The sequence below is a fragment of the Streptomyces sp. NPDC042364 genome (assembly GCF_056437585.1).
Map to the genome: position 1 here is coordinate 37,425 of NZ_JBWKAJ010000019.1, position 14,050 is coordinate 51,474.

Below are 14,050 nucleotides of genomic sequence, written 5' to 3' on the forward strand. Positions count from 1 at the left end.
AATCCTTACGTGACGATGTAACCAGGGGGAGACTTCTCAGGGGCACGGGGCTGTGCCGAATGGCGGCCACCGCCGCGTGGGCGCGACCAGCCACGAACCGGCCCGCAGTCCGCGACCGGCAGGACCCGGCAGACGGGGCTCGGCCATCGCCGTCAGCCCACCGCAGCGGTCACGCTCCCCACCCCGCCTGCTCCCCGCCGACCCGCTCCTCGACGATCTTCGAGGCCCACCCGGACCGGCGGTACGCGGAGATCGGGTCGGGGTCCAGCCCCATCTCCTCCCGCACCTCACGAAGCAGCGGCCGCACATCCGTGTTGTACGCGTCCATCAGCACCGCGTTGGCCTCCAGCACGTCCCCGGCCTGCTGGGCGGAGCGAAGCGCCTCCCGGTCCACCAGCAGCGCCTTCGCCGTGGCCTCCTGGACGTTCATCACCGACCGGATGATCGCCGGGATCTTCGCCTCGATGTTGTGGCACTGGTCGAGCATGAACGCGACCTCGGGAGTGAACCCGCCCCCGCGCACCACCTCGTACATGATCCGGAACAGCTGGAACGGGTCGGCGGCCCCGACCATCAGGTCGTCGTCCGCGTAGAACCGGGAGTTGAAGTCGAACGCGCCGAGCCTCCCCTCGCGCAGCAGCGTCGCCACGATGAACTCGATGTTGGTGCCGGGCGCGTGGTGCCCGGTGTCGACCACGACCTGCGCCTTCGGCCCGAGCTTCAGGCAGTGCGCGTAGGCGGTGCCCCAGTCCGGGACGTCGGTGGTGTAGAAGGCGGGCTCGAAGAACTTGTACTCCAGAAGCATCCGCTGCCCGTCCCCGAGCCGCTCGTACACCTCGGCCAGACCCTCGGCCAGCCGGTCCTGCCGCTCGCGCACATCGTCCTGGCCGGGGTAGTTCGTGCCGTCCGCGAACCACAGCTTCAGATCGCGGGACCCGGTGGCGTCCATGATGTCGACGCACTCCAGCAGATGGTCGACGGCCTTGCGGCGCACGGCCGCGTCCGGGTGGCAGATGCTGCCCAGCTTGTAGTCGTCGTCCTGGAAGGTGTTGGAGTTGATCGCGCCGAGCCTCACCCCGCGCTGTTCGGCGTGCTTGGCGAGCTCTGCGTATCCATCGGAGCCGTCGACCTTGTCCCAGGGGATGTGCAGGGCCACGGTCGGGGCCACACCGGTGAACTCGTGCACCTTGCCGGCGTCGTCGAGCTTCTCCCAGGGGTTGCGCGGCACACCGGCTTGGGCGAACACCTTGAAACGGGTTCCGGAGTTTCCGTACGCCCACGACGGCGTCTCGACGGCCTGGGTCTTGAGGGCGGCCTTCACCGCGGCGAGCTCGGTCACGTCAGGGCTCCTACCGGCTTTGATGTCTGAAACGATTCAGCACGGGAAACTATGAGCGGCTCGTCCGACTGTCAACCCCCCAGGTCAAGACCGTCGGTCGTGACCCTGTTGTGACCTCTCCTGTCGAAAAAATTTCGATCGAAACCCATTGACGTGACCTGCGTGTGGTGCCTAACGTCCCGGCAACCAAGTTGAAACCTTTCACGACGCAGTGAGGGCCCCGCCCTCCGCCACCGGCGTCGTCAAGGAGCCCTCATGACAGACCGGTCCGACACGGGTCCGGCCCCCGTTCTCGCACTGAAGGGCATCTCCAAGTCCTTCGGCGCCGTACGCGCCCTGCGGGACGTGTCCCTCGAACTGTTCCCGGGCGAGGTGCACGCACTCGCCGGTGAGAACGGCGCGGGCAAGTCGACCCTGATCAAGACGCTCGCCGGGGTGCACCGACCGGACTCCGGCCAGGTGCTCCTCGACGGAGCGCCCACGGTGTTCCACGGTCCGGCCGACGCCCGGGACGCGGGCATCGCCGTCATCTACCAGGAGCCCACGCTCTTCCCCGACCTGTCGATCGCCGAGAACATCTTCATGGGCCGCCGGCCGCGGCGCGCCCTCGGCCGGATCGACCACAAGGCCACGCACACGGCGACCCTCGCCCTGATGCAGCGGCTCGGCGTCGAACTCGACCCCGACCGCCCGGCACGCGGCCTGTCCATCGCCGACCAGCAGATCGTCGAGATCGCCAAGGCGCTCTCGTTCGACGCCCGCGTCCTGATCATGGACGAGCCGACGGCGGCCCTCACCGGCAGCGAGGTGGCCCGGCTCTTCGGCGTCGTCCGCACCCTGCGCGAGCAGGGCTCGGCGGTCCTCTTCATCTCCCACCGGCTGGAGGAGATCTTCCAGATCTGCCGACGGGTCACCACCCTGCGCGACGGCGCCTGGATCTCCAGCGAACCCCTCGACGGCATGACCGAGGACGACCTCGTCCGCCGCATGGTGGGCCGCGACCTGGCGGAGCTGTACCCCAAGCAGCAGGTCGAGCCCGGTGAAGTCGCCCTGAGCGTCCGCCGGCTGACCCGAGAGGGCGTCTTCACCGACGTCTCCTTCGACGTCCGCCGGGGCGAGATCGTCGGCCTGGCCGGCCTCGTCGGCGCCGGCCGCACGGAGGTGGCACGGGCCGTCTTCGGCATCGACCGCTGGGACGCGGGCGAGGTCGCCGTCGACGGAAAGCCCCTCACCAACGGGGCGCCCTCCACCGCCATGTCCGCCGGACTCGCCCTGGTCCCCGAGGACCGCCGCGCCCAGGGGCTGGTGATGGACATGTCCATCGAGCGGAACATCGGTCTCACCGGGCTCCGGACGACCGTGAAGGCCGGCCTGGTCGACCGCGGAGCGGAGCGCAGCCGTTCCCTCGACTGGGCGGTCAGGCTCCAGGTGAAGTACGCCCGTATCGCCGACACCGTCAACACCCTGTCCGGCGGCAACCAGCAGAAGGTCGTGCTCGCCAAGTGGCTCGCCACCGGCCCGAAGGTGCTGATCGTCGACGAGCCCACCCGCGGCATCGACGTCGGCACCAAGGCCGAGGTGCACCGCCTCCTCAGCGAACTCGCCGCCGACGGTGTGGCGGTGCTGATGATCTCCTCCGACCTGCCCGAGATCCTCGGAATGGCCGACCGCGTGCTCGTGATGCACGAGGGCCGGCTCACCGCCGAGATCCCTCGCTCCGAAGCCACCGAGGAATCCGTGATGGCCGCAGCCACGGGGAGGGCCGCCGCATGACGGTGACCACTCCGCAGAACACCCCCGTCGAGGTGCCCCGGTCCAGCGGCACCCGGCTCGTGGACCGCGTCTTCAAGATGCGGGAACTCGCCATCCTCGTCGTCTTCGTGGCGATGATCGTCGTCACCCAGCTCGGCAACAGCGAGTTCCTCACCGAGCAGGGCATCAAGGACCTGCTGCTGAACGCGACCATCCTGGTGCTGGTCGCCGTAGGCCAGTCGCTGGTCGTCATCACCCGAAACGTCGACCTGTCGGTGGGCTCCACGCTCGGCATCAGCGCCTTCGCCGCCGGCACCTATCTCCAGGGCGGCGGCAACGCGGTCGTCGCCGTGTTCCTGGCGGTCCTGATGGGCATCGGCTTCGGGCTGCTGAACGGACTGCTCGTCAGCCTCGGCCAGGTCCCGGCCCTAGTCGTCACCCTCGGCACGCTGTACATCATCCGCGGCATCGACTCCATCTGGGTCGGTTCCCGTCAGATCACCGCGGCCGACCTGCCCGACGGTTTCGTGGACTTCGGCTCCGGCGGCATCACCGCGGTGCCGTACCTGGCGCTGATCGCCCTGGCGGTGCTGGTGGCCACGGCGTACTACCTGAAGCACTTCGGCAGCGGACGCGAGCTGTACGCGCTCGGCTCCAACCCGGAGGCCGCCCGGCTCGCCGGCATCCCGGTCCGCAAGCGGATCCTGGTCGCCTACACCTTCTGCGGCGCTCTCGCCGGCCTCGCCGGAGCGCTGTACCTGGCCCGCTTCGGCAACGTCGACTCCGGCACGGGCAACGGCTACGAACTGACCGTCGTCAGCGCGGTCGTGGTCGGCGGAGTCGTCTTCACCGGGGGCTCCGGCAGCGTCTACGGGGCCGCACTGGGTGCCCTGCTGCTGACGTCCATCAACAGCGTGCTGCCCGCCCTCGGCGTCAGCTCGGTGTGGGTGCTCGCCATCAACGGCATCCTGCTCATCCTCGCCATCGCCGTGGACCGCGCGGTCGCACTGCGGGTGGCGACCGCCCTGAAGAAGAGGAACGCCCGCCATGGCTGACTCCACCCTGTCGCGCGCCATTCGCTGGGACACCGTGGTCGGCGCCCTCCTGATCGTCGTGCTCCTGCTGTCCTTCTCCACCGTCGACGGCTTCGGCAACGCGCTCAACCTGTCGTTCCTCATCGGCAACACCCTGCCGATCGCGCTGATCGCCCTGCCGATGACCCTGCTGGTGGTGTCCGGCGAGATCGACCTGTCGGTCGCCTCCACGGCCGGGCTGTCCGGCGCGGTGATGGGCGCCCTGTGGAACCAGGGCATGACCATCGAGGCGATCATTCCGATCTGTCTGGCCCTCGGTGTGGTGTGCGGCCTGATCAACGGCCTGCTGGTCACCCGGCTCGGTCTGTCCTCCCTCGCCGTCACCATCGGAACCCTCGCCGCCTACCGGGGCATCGCGCAGATCGTGCTCGGCTCCGACGCGGTGACCGACTTCCCCACGCAGTACCTGGACTTCGCGGCCGGCCGCATCGGCGACAGCTTCGTCCCGCAGGCCTTCATCCCCTTCCTGGTGCTGCTCGTCATCGCCGTGGTCGCCCTGCACGCCACCCCGTTCGGGCGCTCCCTGTTCGCGATCGGCGCCAGTGAGGAGGCCGCGCGCTTCACCGGCATCCGCGTCAGGCGCCAGAAGCTGATCCTCTTCACCGTCACCGGTCTGATGGCCTCCCTCACCGGAATCTTCTGGGCCCTGCACTACGCCAGCGCCCGCTACGACAACGCCACCGGTCTCGAACTCTCCGTCATCGCCGCCGTGTTGCTCGGCGGTATCGACTTCGACGGCGGCAAGGGCACCCTCGGCGGCGCGATCGCCGGTGTGTTCCTCCTCGGCACCCTCCAGAACGTGATGAGCCTGCAGGACGTCTCCGCCCAGTCGCAGATCGTCGTCACCGGTGTCCTGCTCGTCCTCTCCGTGCTCGGCCCCCGGGTCGCACGTCAGATCTCCGTCGCGAGGGCCGGCCGCGGCGCGGCCTCAGCGCCGGTTCCCAAGGCGCCCACTCCAGCCCCCTGACGGCTGGGCCCCCACCGCCATCCGCACACGCACACCCGCCCGTCCCTCCGTATCCAAGGAATCCTCATGCGCAAGGCAACCCTGCGTCGCTCCTGTGCGGCACTCGCGGCCGTCACCTCCTTCGCCCTGGCGGCCACCGCCTGCGGCGGCACCACCAAGGAGGACGTCAAGAACGACGCCGCCTCGGCGAGCGCGACCCGAAAGGCCGACCCGAACGCCGAGCTGAAGAAGGGCCTGACGGTCGGCTTCCTGCCCAAGCAGGTCAACAACCCGTACTTCACCTCCGCCGACAAGGGCGGCGAGGCCGCCCTGAAGGAGCTGGGCTCCAGCTACAAGGAGGTCGGCCCCTCCAGCGCCACGGACACCTCCGGCCAGGTGAACTACGTCAACACCCTCACTCAGCAGCAGGTCGACGCCATGGCCGTCTCCGCGCAGGACCCCGGCGCCCTGTGCACCGCGCTCAAGCAGGCCATGTCCAACGACATCAAGGTCGTCACCTACGACTCGGACACCAAGCCCGAGTGCCGCAACGCCTTCGTCTCGCAGGCCAGCGCGGAGGACCTGGGCCGCACCGAGGTCCAGCTGCTCGCCGAGCAGATCGGCTACAAGGGCGAGATCGCGATCCTGTCGGCCGCGCAGACCGCGACCAACCAGAACACCTGGATCGAGTTCATGAAGGACGAGCTCAAGCAGGACAAGTACAAGGACATCAAGCTCGTCAAGGTCGCCTACGGCGACGACGACGCCCAGAAGTCCTTCCAGCAGACCCAGGGCCTGCTCCAGGAGTACCCGAACCTGAAGGGGATCATCTCCCCGACCACGGTCGGCATCAAGGCCGCCGCCCAGTACCTGTCGGGCTCCAAGTACAAGGGCAAGGTCAAGCTGACCGGCCTCGGCACCCCCAACGACATGCGCAAGTACGTCAAGGACGGCACCGTCGAGGGCTTCGAGCTGTGGGACCCGGCGAAGCTCGGCGAGCTGGCCGCCCGCACCGCGGTGGCGCTGGTCTCCGGCCAGATCACCGGCAAGGAGGGCGAGACCTTCACCGCCGGCGACATGGGCGAGTACACCATCGGCAAGGACGGTGTGATCAACCTCGGCAAGCCCACCGTCTTCACCAAGGAGAACATCGACAAGTTCGACTTCTGACCGGCGGACCGGCCACCCGACCGTCTGATCCCCCGATCCTCCGAACGAGCCACAGCCACCCCCCTCACCCCCCCAGGAGCGGTATCTCATGCAGCGCGTCTGCTTCCTGCTCAAGGTCCGCGAGGACCGGATCGACGAGTACCGCGAGCGGCACGCCGCCGTGTGGCCGGAGATGCTCCAGGCGCTCTCGGCCACCGGCTGGCACAACTACTCCCTCTTCCTGCGCGACGACGGCCTCCTCGTCGGCTACCTGGAGACCGAGGACTTCCGGGCCGCCCTCGCCGGCATGGAGGCCACCGAGGTCAACGCCCGCTGGCAGAAGGAGATGGGGCCGTTCTTCGAGTCCCTCGACGGCGCCCGCCCCGACGAGGCCATGAAGCCCCTCACCGAGGTGTTCCACCTGGCCTGACCTCCTGCTCGACCTGCTTCCTCCCCTTCTCATTTCGACGACAACGGAGTCCCCAGAGATGAAGAGACGCACGCTGCTCGGCGCCGCCGTCGCAGGCGCCGTGGTGACCCCCGCCCTCGGCTCCGCCACCGCACGCGCCGCCGACCCGGGGCCCTCGGTCAGCCAGACCGGCAACACCCTGCTGGACGGCCAGGCCATCTACTTCGTCTCCTACGACGGGCTGGTCAACAACAACTCGTTCCAGAAGAACGGCCTGCTGACCTACAAGGGCTACCAGTACGCCGTCTGGTACACCGCCGACCGCAACGCCGTCGTCGGCCGCCGCGCCCTCGGCTCCGGCACCTGGTCCACCGTCAAGGTCGGCCACACGCTGCGCTACAACGACTCCCACAACGTCATCTCCATGGGCGTCTCCAAGGGCGACGGCCGCCTCCACCTCAACATGGACTCCCACAGCGACGGCTTCACCTACGTCAAGTCCGTCGCCGGCCTCATGGACAACCCGGCCGGGCTGAGCTGGACCACCAGCCGCTTCGGCGCCCCGCAGACCACCCTCGACGGGCTCGCCCTCACCTCCCAGTTCACCTACCCGCAGTTCATCTCCACCCCGGAGGGCAACCTCCAGCTGAGCTACCGCGCCGGCATCTCCGGCAACGGCCGCAACGCCCTCGCCGAATACAACGGCACCACCTGGACCAACCTCGGCGAGTGGACGAGCTCCACCGGCACGTACACCAGCGAGCACGGCTCCAGCACGGCCCGCAACATGTACCTGCACGGCATCGACTACGACCGAGGCGGGCGCCTGCACGCCATGTTCACCTGGCGCGAGCAGAACGGCGCCGTGATGTGCAACGGCGGCGGCATCACCAACCACGACACCGGCTACGTCTACTCCGACGACCGCGGCCGCACCTGGCGCAACAACGCGGGCACCGTCGTCGGCGTCACCGGCGGCTCCGACCGCGTATCCGTCAACGACGCGGGCCTCGTCGTCGACCCGCTCAACCCCGACCACTCGCTGATGAACCAGGAGAGCCAGACCACCGACTCCGCCGGCCGCCCGCACGCCGTCATCAGCTACGTTCCGGGCCGCTTCGGCCAGTGCACCACGAACTACGTCGCCGACCGAACGGCCAACGGCCGTGCCTTCCTGGTCCGCAAGAGCTCCTCCGGCGCGTGGGCGAAGACCGAGATACCGGTGCCGCTCAACTCCAGCCAGCGCACCAAGCTGGTCATGGACAAGTACGACAACGCCTACGCGATCTTCCCGTTCGGCCGGATCGCCGGTGCCTCGGTGGCCTCCGGGCACACCGACTGGAGGATCCTCTTCGACGGCGCAGGACTCAACGCCTTCGGCGAGGTCGTCATCGACGAGACCCGCATCGCCCAGGACAACGTCCTGTCCGTGATGTACCAGGTGAAGTCCAGCGGAACCACTCCGTCGGCGCTCCGCGTCATCGACTTCGCCCTCCCCGCCTGATTCCCCCACGACGGCGGCGTTCCTGCGCCCGACCCGGTCATTCCTGCGGTGGCCCGAAGGTAATGTGAACGTATGCCCGCCGCTCCGCACCTTCCTGGAGGTCCCCACCCCATGGCCCAGTCGGTGGGTATCAAGGACGTCGCCGCTGCCGCCGGAGTCTCCGTCGGCACGGTGTCGAACGTCATCAACCGGCCGGATTCGGTGGCCTCCGGAACCCGTGCCCGGGTGCTGGCCGCCATCGACCGACTCGGCTACGTCCGCAGTGAGTCGGCGCGCCAGCTGCGGGCCGGGCGGAGCCGGATCATGGGGCTGCTCGTGCTCGACATGGGCAACCCCTTCTTCGTCGACGTCGCGCGCGGTGCCGAGCGGGCCGCGCGCGACGCCGGGCTCGGCGTGATGGTCTGCAACAGCGCGCAGAGCGCCGGCGAGGAGTCCGAGTACCTGTCGCTCTTCGCCGAACAGCGCGTACGGGGCGTGCTGCTGACCCCCGCGGACGCGACCGGGCGCAACATCGAGGCGTTCCGCCGCCACGGCATCCCCTTCGTCCTCGTCGACCGGGTCGCCGAGGGCACCACCGAGTGCTCGGTGTCCGTCGACGACGTCGCCGGGGGCGCCCTCGCCGTGCGGCACCTGGTGGACGCGGGCCACCGCTCCATCGCCTATGTCAGCGGCCCCTCGGGCCTCAACCAGGTCCGCGACCGCCGCACCGGCGCCCTGAAGGCGCTGGAGGAGGCGGGCCTCGGCCCCGAGGCCCTGCGGGAACTGCCCACCGAGCGCCTCGACGTGGCCGCCGGGCGGGACGCGGGCGCCCGACTGCTCGGTCTCGCGGAGCGCCCGACCGCCGTGTTCTGCGCCAACGACCTGCTCGCCCTGGGCGTCCTCCAGGCCATGTACGCGGCCGGTGTCAGCGTCCCCGACGACCTCGCCATCGTCGGCTACGACGACATCGAGTTCGCCGCGGCCGCCGCCGTCCCCCTCACCTCCGTACGCCAGCCCGCCGTCACCATGGGCGCCCTCGCCGCCGAGCTGCTCCTGGAGGAGACCGAGGCCGACACAGCGCCGAGCCCGCACGAGCACCGGCGGGTCGTCCTCCAGCCGGAGCTGGTGGTGCGCCGCTCCAGCCTCTCGGCGCGCTGAGCGGCCGGCCGCCGCCCGGCCGCACCGCCGCTCTTACCGACTCCGGAGTCAGCCGGATTTTCTTGATCCACGGACTCGGCCGGGCGGAGAATCTGTGCTGGACTGGGCCACGGCCCGGAGTCCGTCCGTTCAAGGAGCCCTGTTGTCCGTCAGCTACCGGCAGCCCGGTGTCGTCCTCACCGACCGCCGCTTCGCCGTCCCCCTCGACCACCACGACCCGGCGGGGGAGCGGATCGAGCTCTACGGGCGTGAGGTCGTCGCGAGCGGCAAGGCCGGCCAGGACCTGCCCTGGCTGCTCTATCTGCAGGGCGGCCCCGGCTTCGGCGCCAACCGGTTCGTCGGCCGTCAGGCGTGGCTGGACCGGGCGCTGAAGGAGTACCGGGTCCTCCTCCTCGACCAGCGCGGCACCGGCGCCTCCACCCCGGCCAACCGCCAGACGCTCCCGCTGCGCGGCGGGCCCCGGGAGCAGGCCGACTACCTCGCCCGCTTCCGCGCCGACTCCATCGTCCGCGACTGCGAGGCCATCCGCCGCGAGGTCACCGGCGGCGCCCCCTGGACGGTCCTCGGGCAGAGCTTCGGCGGCTTCTGCGCGGTCACCTATCTGTCCTTCGCCCCCGAGGGGCTGAGCACCGCCGTCATCACCGGCGGACTGCCCTCCCTCGACGCGACCGCCGACGACGTCTACCGCGCCGCCTACCCGCGCATCGAACGCAAGGTCGCCGCCCACTACGCCCGCTACCCGCAGGACGTCGAGCGGGCCCGGCGGATCGCCGAGCACCTGCTCCAGCAGGACGTGGTCCTGCCGAACGGCTACCGGTTCACCGTCGAGGCGTTCCAGTCGCTGGGCATCATGCTCGGCCGCTCCGACGGCAGCCACCGGCTGCACTTCCTGCTGGAGGACGCCTTCGTCCGCACCCCCACGGGGCCCGCCCTCTCCGACGCCTTCCAGGAGGAGGTCCAGGGGCTCCTGTCGTACGCGGGCCATCCGCTGTACGCGCTCCTCCACGAGGCGATCTACGGCCAGGACCCGGGCCCCACGGACTGGGCCGCGGAGCGGGTGCGCGCCGAGTTCCCGCAGTTCGACGCCGCCAAGACCCTCACCGGCGACGGCCCGCTGCTGTTCACGGGCGAGTCCGTCCACCCCTGGATGTTCGAGAACGATCCGGCCCTGCGCCCCCTGCGCGAGACGGCCGAGGACCTGGCCGGGGAGCGAGGGTGGGGACCCCTGTACGACCCGGACCGGCTCGCCGTCAACGACGTCCCGGTCGCCGCGGCGATCTACCACGACGACATGTACGTCGACACCGCCCATTCGCTGCGGACGGCCCGTGCCGTCCGGGGCCTGCGCACCTGGGTCACCGACGAGTTCGAACACGACGGCGTACGGGCCGGCGGGCCGCGGGTCCTGGACCGGCTGCTGGCGCTGGCACGCGACGAGGAGTGACGAGGACACCGGCAGGGGCGGGCCGGACGCCGACGGCACCGCCCTGCGCCGCCCTTTGGACGCGGCCGGCGACGCGGGCGGGGTCGTTAGGGTGAGCCCTATGGAACGAACATCCGGTGATGTGCTCAACCCGCACACTTCACAGGCTCCGCAGGACCCGCCGGGCCCGGACGACCTGCGCGCCGACTGCGGCAACTGCTTCGGCCTGTGCTGTGTCGCGCTGCCCTTCGCCGCCTCGGCGGACTTCGCCGTCGACAAGGCCGCGGGGAAACCGTGCGGGAACCTCCGGGACGACTTCCGGTGCGGTATCCACACCCGGCTGCGGGACGAGGGCTTCACCGGCTGCACCGTCTACGACTGCTTCGGCGCCGGACAGAAGGTCTCGCAGGTCACCTTCGGCGGCCGGGACTGGCGTACGGGCGGCCGTGAGCACGCCAGGCGGATGTTCGACGTGTTCCCGGTCGTACGCCACCTGCACGAACTGCTCTGGTACCTCACCGAAGCGCTGACCCTGACCGCCGCCCGCCCGGCGCACGCCGAGGTCCGCCGGGCGCTCGACGAGACCGAGCGGCTGACCCGGCGCACGGCCGGGGAACTGGCGGAGCTGGATGTCGCAGCGCACCGGCAGCGGGTCAACGAGGTGCTGCTGAAGGTCAGCGGCCTCATGGGGGCGGGCGCGGCACGTGGGAAGAACCGCAGGGGAGCCGACCTCATGGGCGCGCGTCTCAAAGGCGCCGACCTCAGGAAGGCCAGCCTGCGCGGCGCGTACCTGATAGCCGCCGACCTGACCGGAGCCGACCTGCGCGGCGCCGATCTGATCGGTGCTGACCTGCGCGACGCGGACCTCACCGACGCGGACCTGACCGGCGCCTTCTTCCTCACCCAGCCGCAGATCAACGCCGCCCGGGGCAGTGCCGGCACCCGCCTCCCGGAGTCAGTCACCCGCCCCGCCCACTGGGCGGCGTGACCGGGACGGCCCCACCTCCGCGCCCCCGGCCCTCCCTTCGGTGCCCGCGCCCGATGCGGCCTCGGCCCGGCCCTCCGGCCGGCGCTCCAGGCGCACCCGCAGCCCCTCCGGCATCAGCGTCAGCCGCTCGGCGACCGTCAGCCGGTACGCCGGGTCCGGCCGCAGCTCGTAACGGCGCAGCAGCAGCCCCAGCACCAGCGTGGCCTCGTGCAGCGCGAACTGGCGGCCGATGCAGGCCCGTGCCCCCGTGCCGAACGGCTTGTAGGTGTGCGGGGGCCGTGCGCGGACGGCCGCCGCGTCGAAGCGGTCCGGCTCGAACCGCTCGGCGTCCGCGCCCCACACCTCCGCATCCCGGTGCACCAGCGTCGTCAGGACCAGCGCCCAGGCACCCCGCCGCATCGGATGGACACCGCCCAGCACGGTGTCCGCCAGGGCCTCCCTTGAGTAGGCGGGCGCCGTCGGCCACAGCCGCAGCGTCTCGTCGAGCACCCGCCGTACGTAGCGCAGTCTGGCGACCTGGTCGTAGCCGGGCCTGGCCGTGTCGCCCCACACCCGGTCCACCTCGGCGCGGGCGCGGGCGGCGAGTTCGGGGCGCCGGGCGAGGTAGTGCAGGGCGAACGACAGGGCGCCCGAGGTGGTCTCGTGGCCGGCGATCAGGAAGGTGATGACCTGGCGGCGCACGTTCCGGGCGGACAGCCGCTCCCCGGTCTCCGGATGCGCCGTCTCCAGCATCCGGTCGAGCAGGTCTCCGGCGCCGCCGCCTCCGCCGGCACCGGACGACCGGCGTGCCCGCACCACCGCGTCGACCGTGTCGTTCAGGTAGGCCATGTCCGCCGCGTTCTGCCGTGAGGCGGCCCGCAGCAGCAGGGGCGCCAGCGGGTCGGGGACGACGTTGCGGCGCTGGGCGTAGCCCAGGACGCCGACCATCGCGGAGACGAAGGGGTGCGGGCGTTCGCGCTCGAAGGAGCCGAAGTCATGGCCGAAGCCGGTCCGGGCGATCGTCTCCAGGGTCAGCTTGGTCATGTCGCCGGGAACGTCCACGGACCGCCCGGCCGCACCCGCCCGGTCCCAGTGGTCCATCAGCCGCTCGGTGACGTCGAGCATCATCGGGTGGTAGCCGGCCATGGCCTCCCGGCTGAAGCCCGGGGCCAGGACGTCGTGCGCGAGCTGCCAGTTGGGCTCGTCGTTGTACGCCGTGAACAGCCCGTCCCCGGCGACCGGCCGCAGATTGGCGACCCCCAGCCCCACGTGCTTGGCGAACCGCGACTCGTCCGCCATGTCGGCCGCGAGAGCCGCGCCCCCGACGAAGACGATCTCCTTGCCGAACGCCTTCCGCCGGAAGATCGGCCCGAGCCGCTGCCCGAGCCGCGTGGAGTCCTGGACCGGCGTACGGGGGCTGGAGCCGAGGGCGTCGCCGATCAGGGGCAGCCGGTGCGGCGGATGCGGTATCCGACGGAGCTCCGGCCAGCCCAGCTCCGCGCTGCGGAAACCCCTGGCGGCCGTGGCCCCCTTCGTCGCCGTCATGACACCGTCTCCCTTGCGCACAGGCCCCGTCGAAGCTGTTGTACTCGGGTTCAATAACGGGTTCAGTGTCTGCCCCCTGTTGAATACACGTCAAGTAAGGTGACGCCATGGCAGCCAAGCAGGGGGAGCGCCCGCGTCGGCGGCTCAGCACCGCCGAGCGGCGGGAGCAGCTCCTCGACGTCGGGGCCCGGCTGTTCTCGGAGAGCCCGTACGACGATGTGTGGATCGAGCAGGTGGCCGAGATCGCGGGCGTCTCGCGGGGCCTGCTCTACCACTACTTCCCGAACAAGCGGGAGTTCTTCGCGGCCGTCGTGGAGTGCGAGAGCGAGCGGATGCTGCGCACGATGACCCCGGCGCCCGGCCGCTCGGCACGGGAGCGGCTCACCAACGGCCTCGACGTCTTCCTCGCGTACGTCGAGGAGCACGCCCATGGCTTCCGGGCCTTCCACCGGGCCGACGCCACCGGGGACCAGGTCGTGCGCAGGGTCTACCAGCGGGCGCTCGCCGCCCAGGAGGCGCAGATCCTTCAGGTGCTCGCGACCGACGCCGAGTTCGGGGCGGCGCTGGACGGGCGGGCCGGGACGCGGCTCGCCGTTCGGGGGTGGCTGTCCTTCACGACCGCCGTCTGCCTGGAGTGGCTTCGCGGTTCGGAGCTCTCACGGGAGCAGGTGCGGGACCTGTGTGTGCGGGCGCTCTTCGGGGTCCTCGCTCCCTGACCCGACGTCACTGTCCCCGAGTCGAAGCCCGCGGACTCTGCGGGTGCCGGTTGGCGTGCGCCCGGATCT

General features: G+C 70.7%; 12 protein-coding genes. 10 read left to right on the forward strand and 2 right to left on the reverse strand.

Annotation, left to right across the window (positions count from 1 at the left end; all coding sequences use genetic code 11):
• Positions 1-169: 169 nt before the first annotated feature.
• Positions 170-1,339, reverse strand: a complete 1,170-nt coding sequence (rhaI, locus tag AC067N_RS29950) for an L-rhamnose isomerase (RefSeq protein ID WP_478682014.1) — start codon at positions 1,337-1,339, stop codon at positions 170-172.
• Positions 1,340-1,594: 255 nt separating this feature from the next.
• Here rhaI and AC067N_RS29955 point away from each other — a divergent pair, with 255 nt between their 5' ends.
• From AC067N_RS29955 to AC067N_RS29995, 9 genes are all read left to right on the forward strand, one after another.
• Positions 1,595-3,112 (forward strand): sugar ABC transporter ATP-binding protein, encoded by a 1,518-nt coding sequence (locus tag AC067N_RS29955; protein ID WP_478682015.1) that lies wholly within the window; start codon positions 1,595-1,597, stop codon positions 3,110-3,112.
• A complete protein-coding gene (locus AC067N_RS29960; RefSeq protein ID WP_478682016.1) occupies positions 3,109-4,146 on the forward strand; it encodes an ABC transporter permease in 1,038 nt (345 codons plus the stop codon). The genes AC067N_RS29955 and AC067N_RS29960 overlap by 4 nt, the downstream gene beginning before the upstream one ends.
• Complete coding sequence (locus tag AC067N_RS29965) at positions 4,139-5,152, forward strand: ABC transporter permease (RefSeq protein ID WP_478682017.1); 1,014 nt, start codon at positions 4,139-4,141, stop codon at positions 5,150-5,152. The genes AC067N_RS29960 and AC067N_RS29965 overlap by 8 nt, the downstream gene beginning before the upstream one ends.
• 66 nt (positions 5,153-5,218) lie before the next feature.
• Positions 5,219-6,301, forward strand: coding sequence for a rhamnose ABC transporter substrate-binding protein (rhaS, locus tag AC067N_RS29970; RefSeq protein ID WP_478682018.1), 1,083 nt, complete (start codon positions 5,219-5,221; stop codon positions 6,299-6,301).
• 88 nt (positions 6,302-6,389) lie between these two features.
• Positions 6,390-6,710 carry an L-rhamnose mutarotase gene (locus AC067N_RS29975; RefSeq protein ID WP_478682019.1) on the forward strand — a complete coding sequence of 107 codons (321 nt, stop codon included), beginning with the start codon at positions 6,390-6,392 and terminating at the stop codon, positions 6,708-6,710.
• A 58-nt stretch (positions 6,711-6,768) separates the two neighbouring features.
• Positions 6,769-8,193 carry a BNR repeat-containing protein gene (locus AC067N_RS29980; RefSeq protein ID WP_478682020.1) on the forward strand — a complete coding sequence of 475 codons (1,425 nt, stop codon included), beginning with the start codon at positions 6,769-6,771 and terminating at the stop codon, positions 8,191-8,193.
• 111 nt (positions 8,194-8,304) lie between these two features.
• Positions 8,305-9,330, forward strand: a complete 1,026-nt coding sequence (locus AC067N_RS29985; protein WP_478682021.1) for a LacI family DNA-binding transcriptional regulator — start codon at positions 8,305-8,307, stop codon at positions 9,328-9,330.
• Between the two features lie 142 nt (positions 9,331-9,472).
• Positions 9,473-10,774, forward strand: a complete 1,302-nt coding sequence (locus tag AC067N_RS29990; protein ID WP_478682022.1) for an alpha/beta fold hydrolase — start codon at positions 9,473-9,475, stop codon at positions 10,772-10,774.
• Between the two features lie 100 nt (positions 10,775-10,874).
• A complete protein-coding gene (locus AC067N_RS29995; protein ID WP_478682023.1) occupies positions 10,875-11,741 on the forward strand; it encodes a pentapeptide repeat-containing protein in 867 nt (288 codons plus the stop codon).
• Here the strand turns inward: AC067N_RS29995 and AC067N_RS30000 are convergent.
• Entirely contained in the window at positions 11,709-13,265 is a 1,557-nt protein-coding gene (locus AC067N_RS30000) for a cytochrome P450 (RefSeq protein WP_478682024.1), read from the reverse strand. The two genes, AC067N_RS29995 and AC067N_RS30000, sit on opposite strands and share 33 nt — an antisense overlap.
• A 107-nt stretch (positions 13,266-13,372) precedes the next feature.
• Between AC067N_RS30000 and AC067N_RS30005 the strand changes: the two genes are divergently transcribed.
• The gene (locus AC067N_RS30005) at positions 13,373-13,981 is read left to right on the forward strand and encodes a TetR/AcrR family transcriptional regulator (protein WP_478682025.1); all 609 of its coding nucleotides are present in this window, start codon (positions 13,373-13,375) and stop codon (positions 13,979-13,981) included.
• The last annotated feature ends 69 nt before the right edge of the window (positions 13,982-14,050 follow it).

Bases quoted from the DNA above. Each gene is read 5' to 3' on its own strand.
- AC067N_RS29955 (WP_478682015.1), top strand. From the start codon at position 1,595: ATGACAGACCGGTCCGACACGGGTCCGGCCCCCGTTCTCGCACTGAAG.
- AC067N_RS29960 (WP_478682016.1), top strand. From the start codon at position 3,109: ATGACGGTGACCACTCCGCAGAACACCCCCGTCGAGGTGCCCCGGTCC.
- AC067N_RS29965 (WP_478682017.1), top strand. From the start codon at position 4,139: ATGGCTGACTCCACCCTGTCGCGCGCCATTCGCTGGGACACCGTGGTC.
- rhaS (WP_478682018.1), top strand. From the start codon at position 5,219: ATGCGCAAGGCAACCCTGCGTCGCTCCTGTGCGGCACTCGCGGCCGTC.
- AC067N_RS29975 (WP_478682019.1), top strand. From the start codon at position 6,390: ATGCAGCGCGTCTGCTTCCTGCTCAAGGTCCGCGAGGACCGGATCGAC.
- AC067N_RS29980 (WP_478682020.1), top strand. From the start codon at position 6,769: ATGAAGAGACGCACGCTGCTCGGCGCCGCCGTCGCAGGCGCCGTGGTG.
- AC067N_RS29985 (WP_478682021.1), top strand. From the start codon at position 8,305: ATGGCCCAGTCGGTGGGTATCAAGGACGTCGCCGCTGCCGCCGGAGTC.
- AC067N_RS29995 (WP_478682023.1), top strand. From the start codon at position 10,875: ATGGAACGAACATCCGGTGATGTGCTCAACCCGCACACTTCACAGGCT.
- AC067N_RS30000 (WP_478682024.1), bottom strand. From the start codon at position 13,265: ATGACGGCGACGAAGGGGGCCACGGCCGCCAGGGGTTTCCGCAGCGCG.
- AC067N_RS30005 (WP_478682025.1), top strand. From the start codon at position 13,373: ATGGCAGCCAAGCAGGGGGAGCGCCCGCGTCGGCGGCTCAGCACCGCC.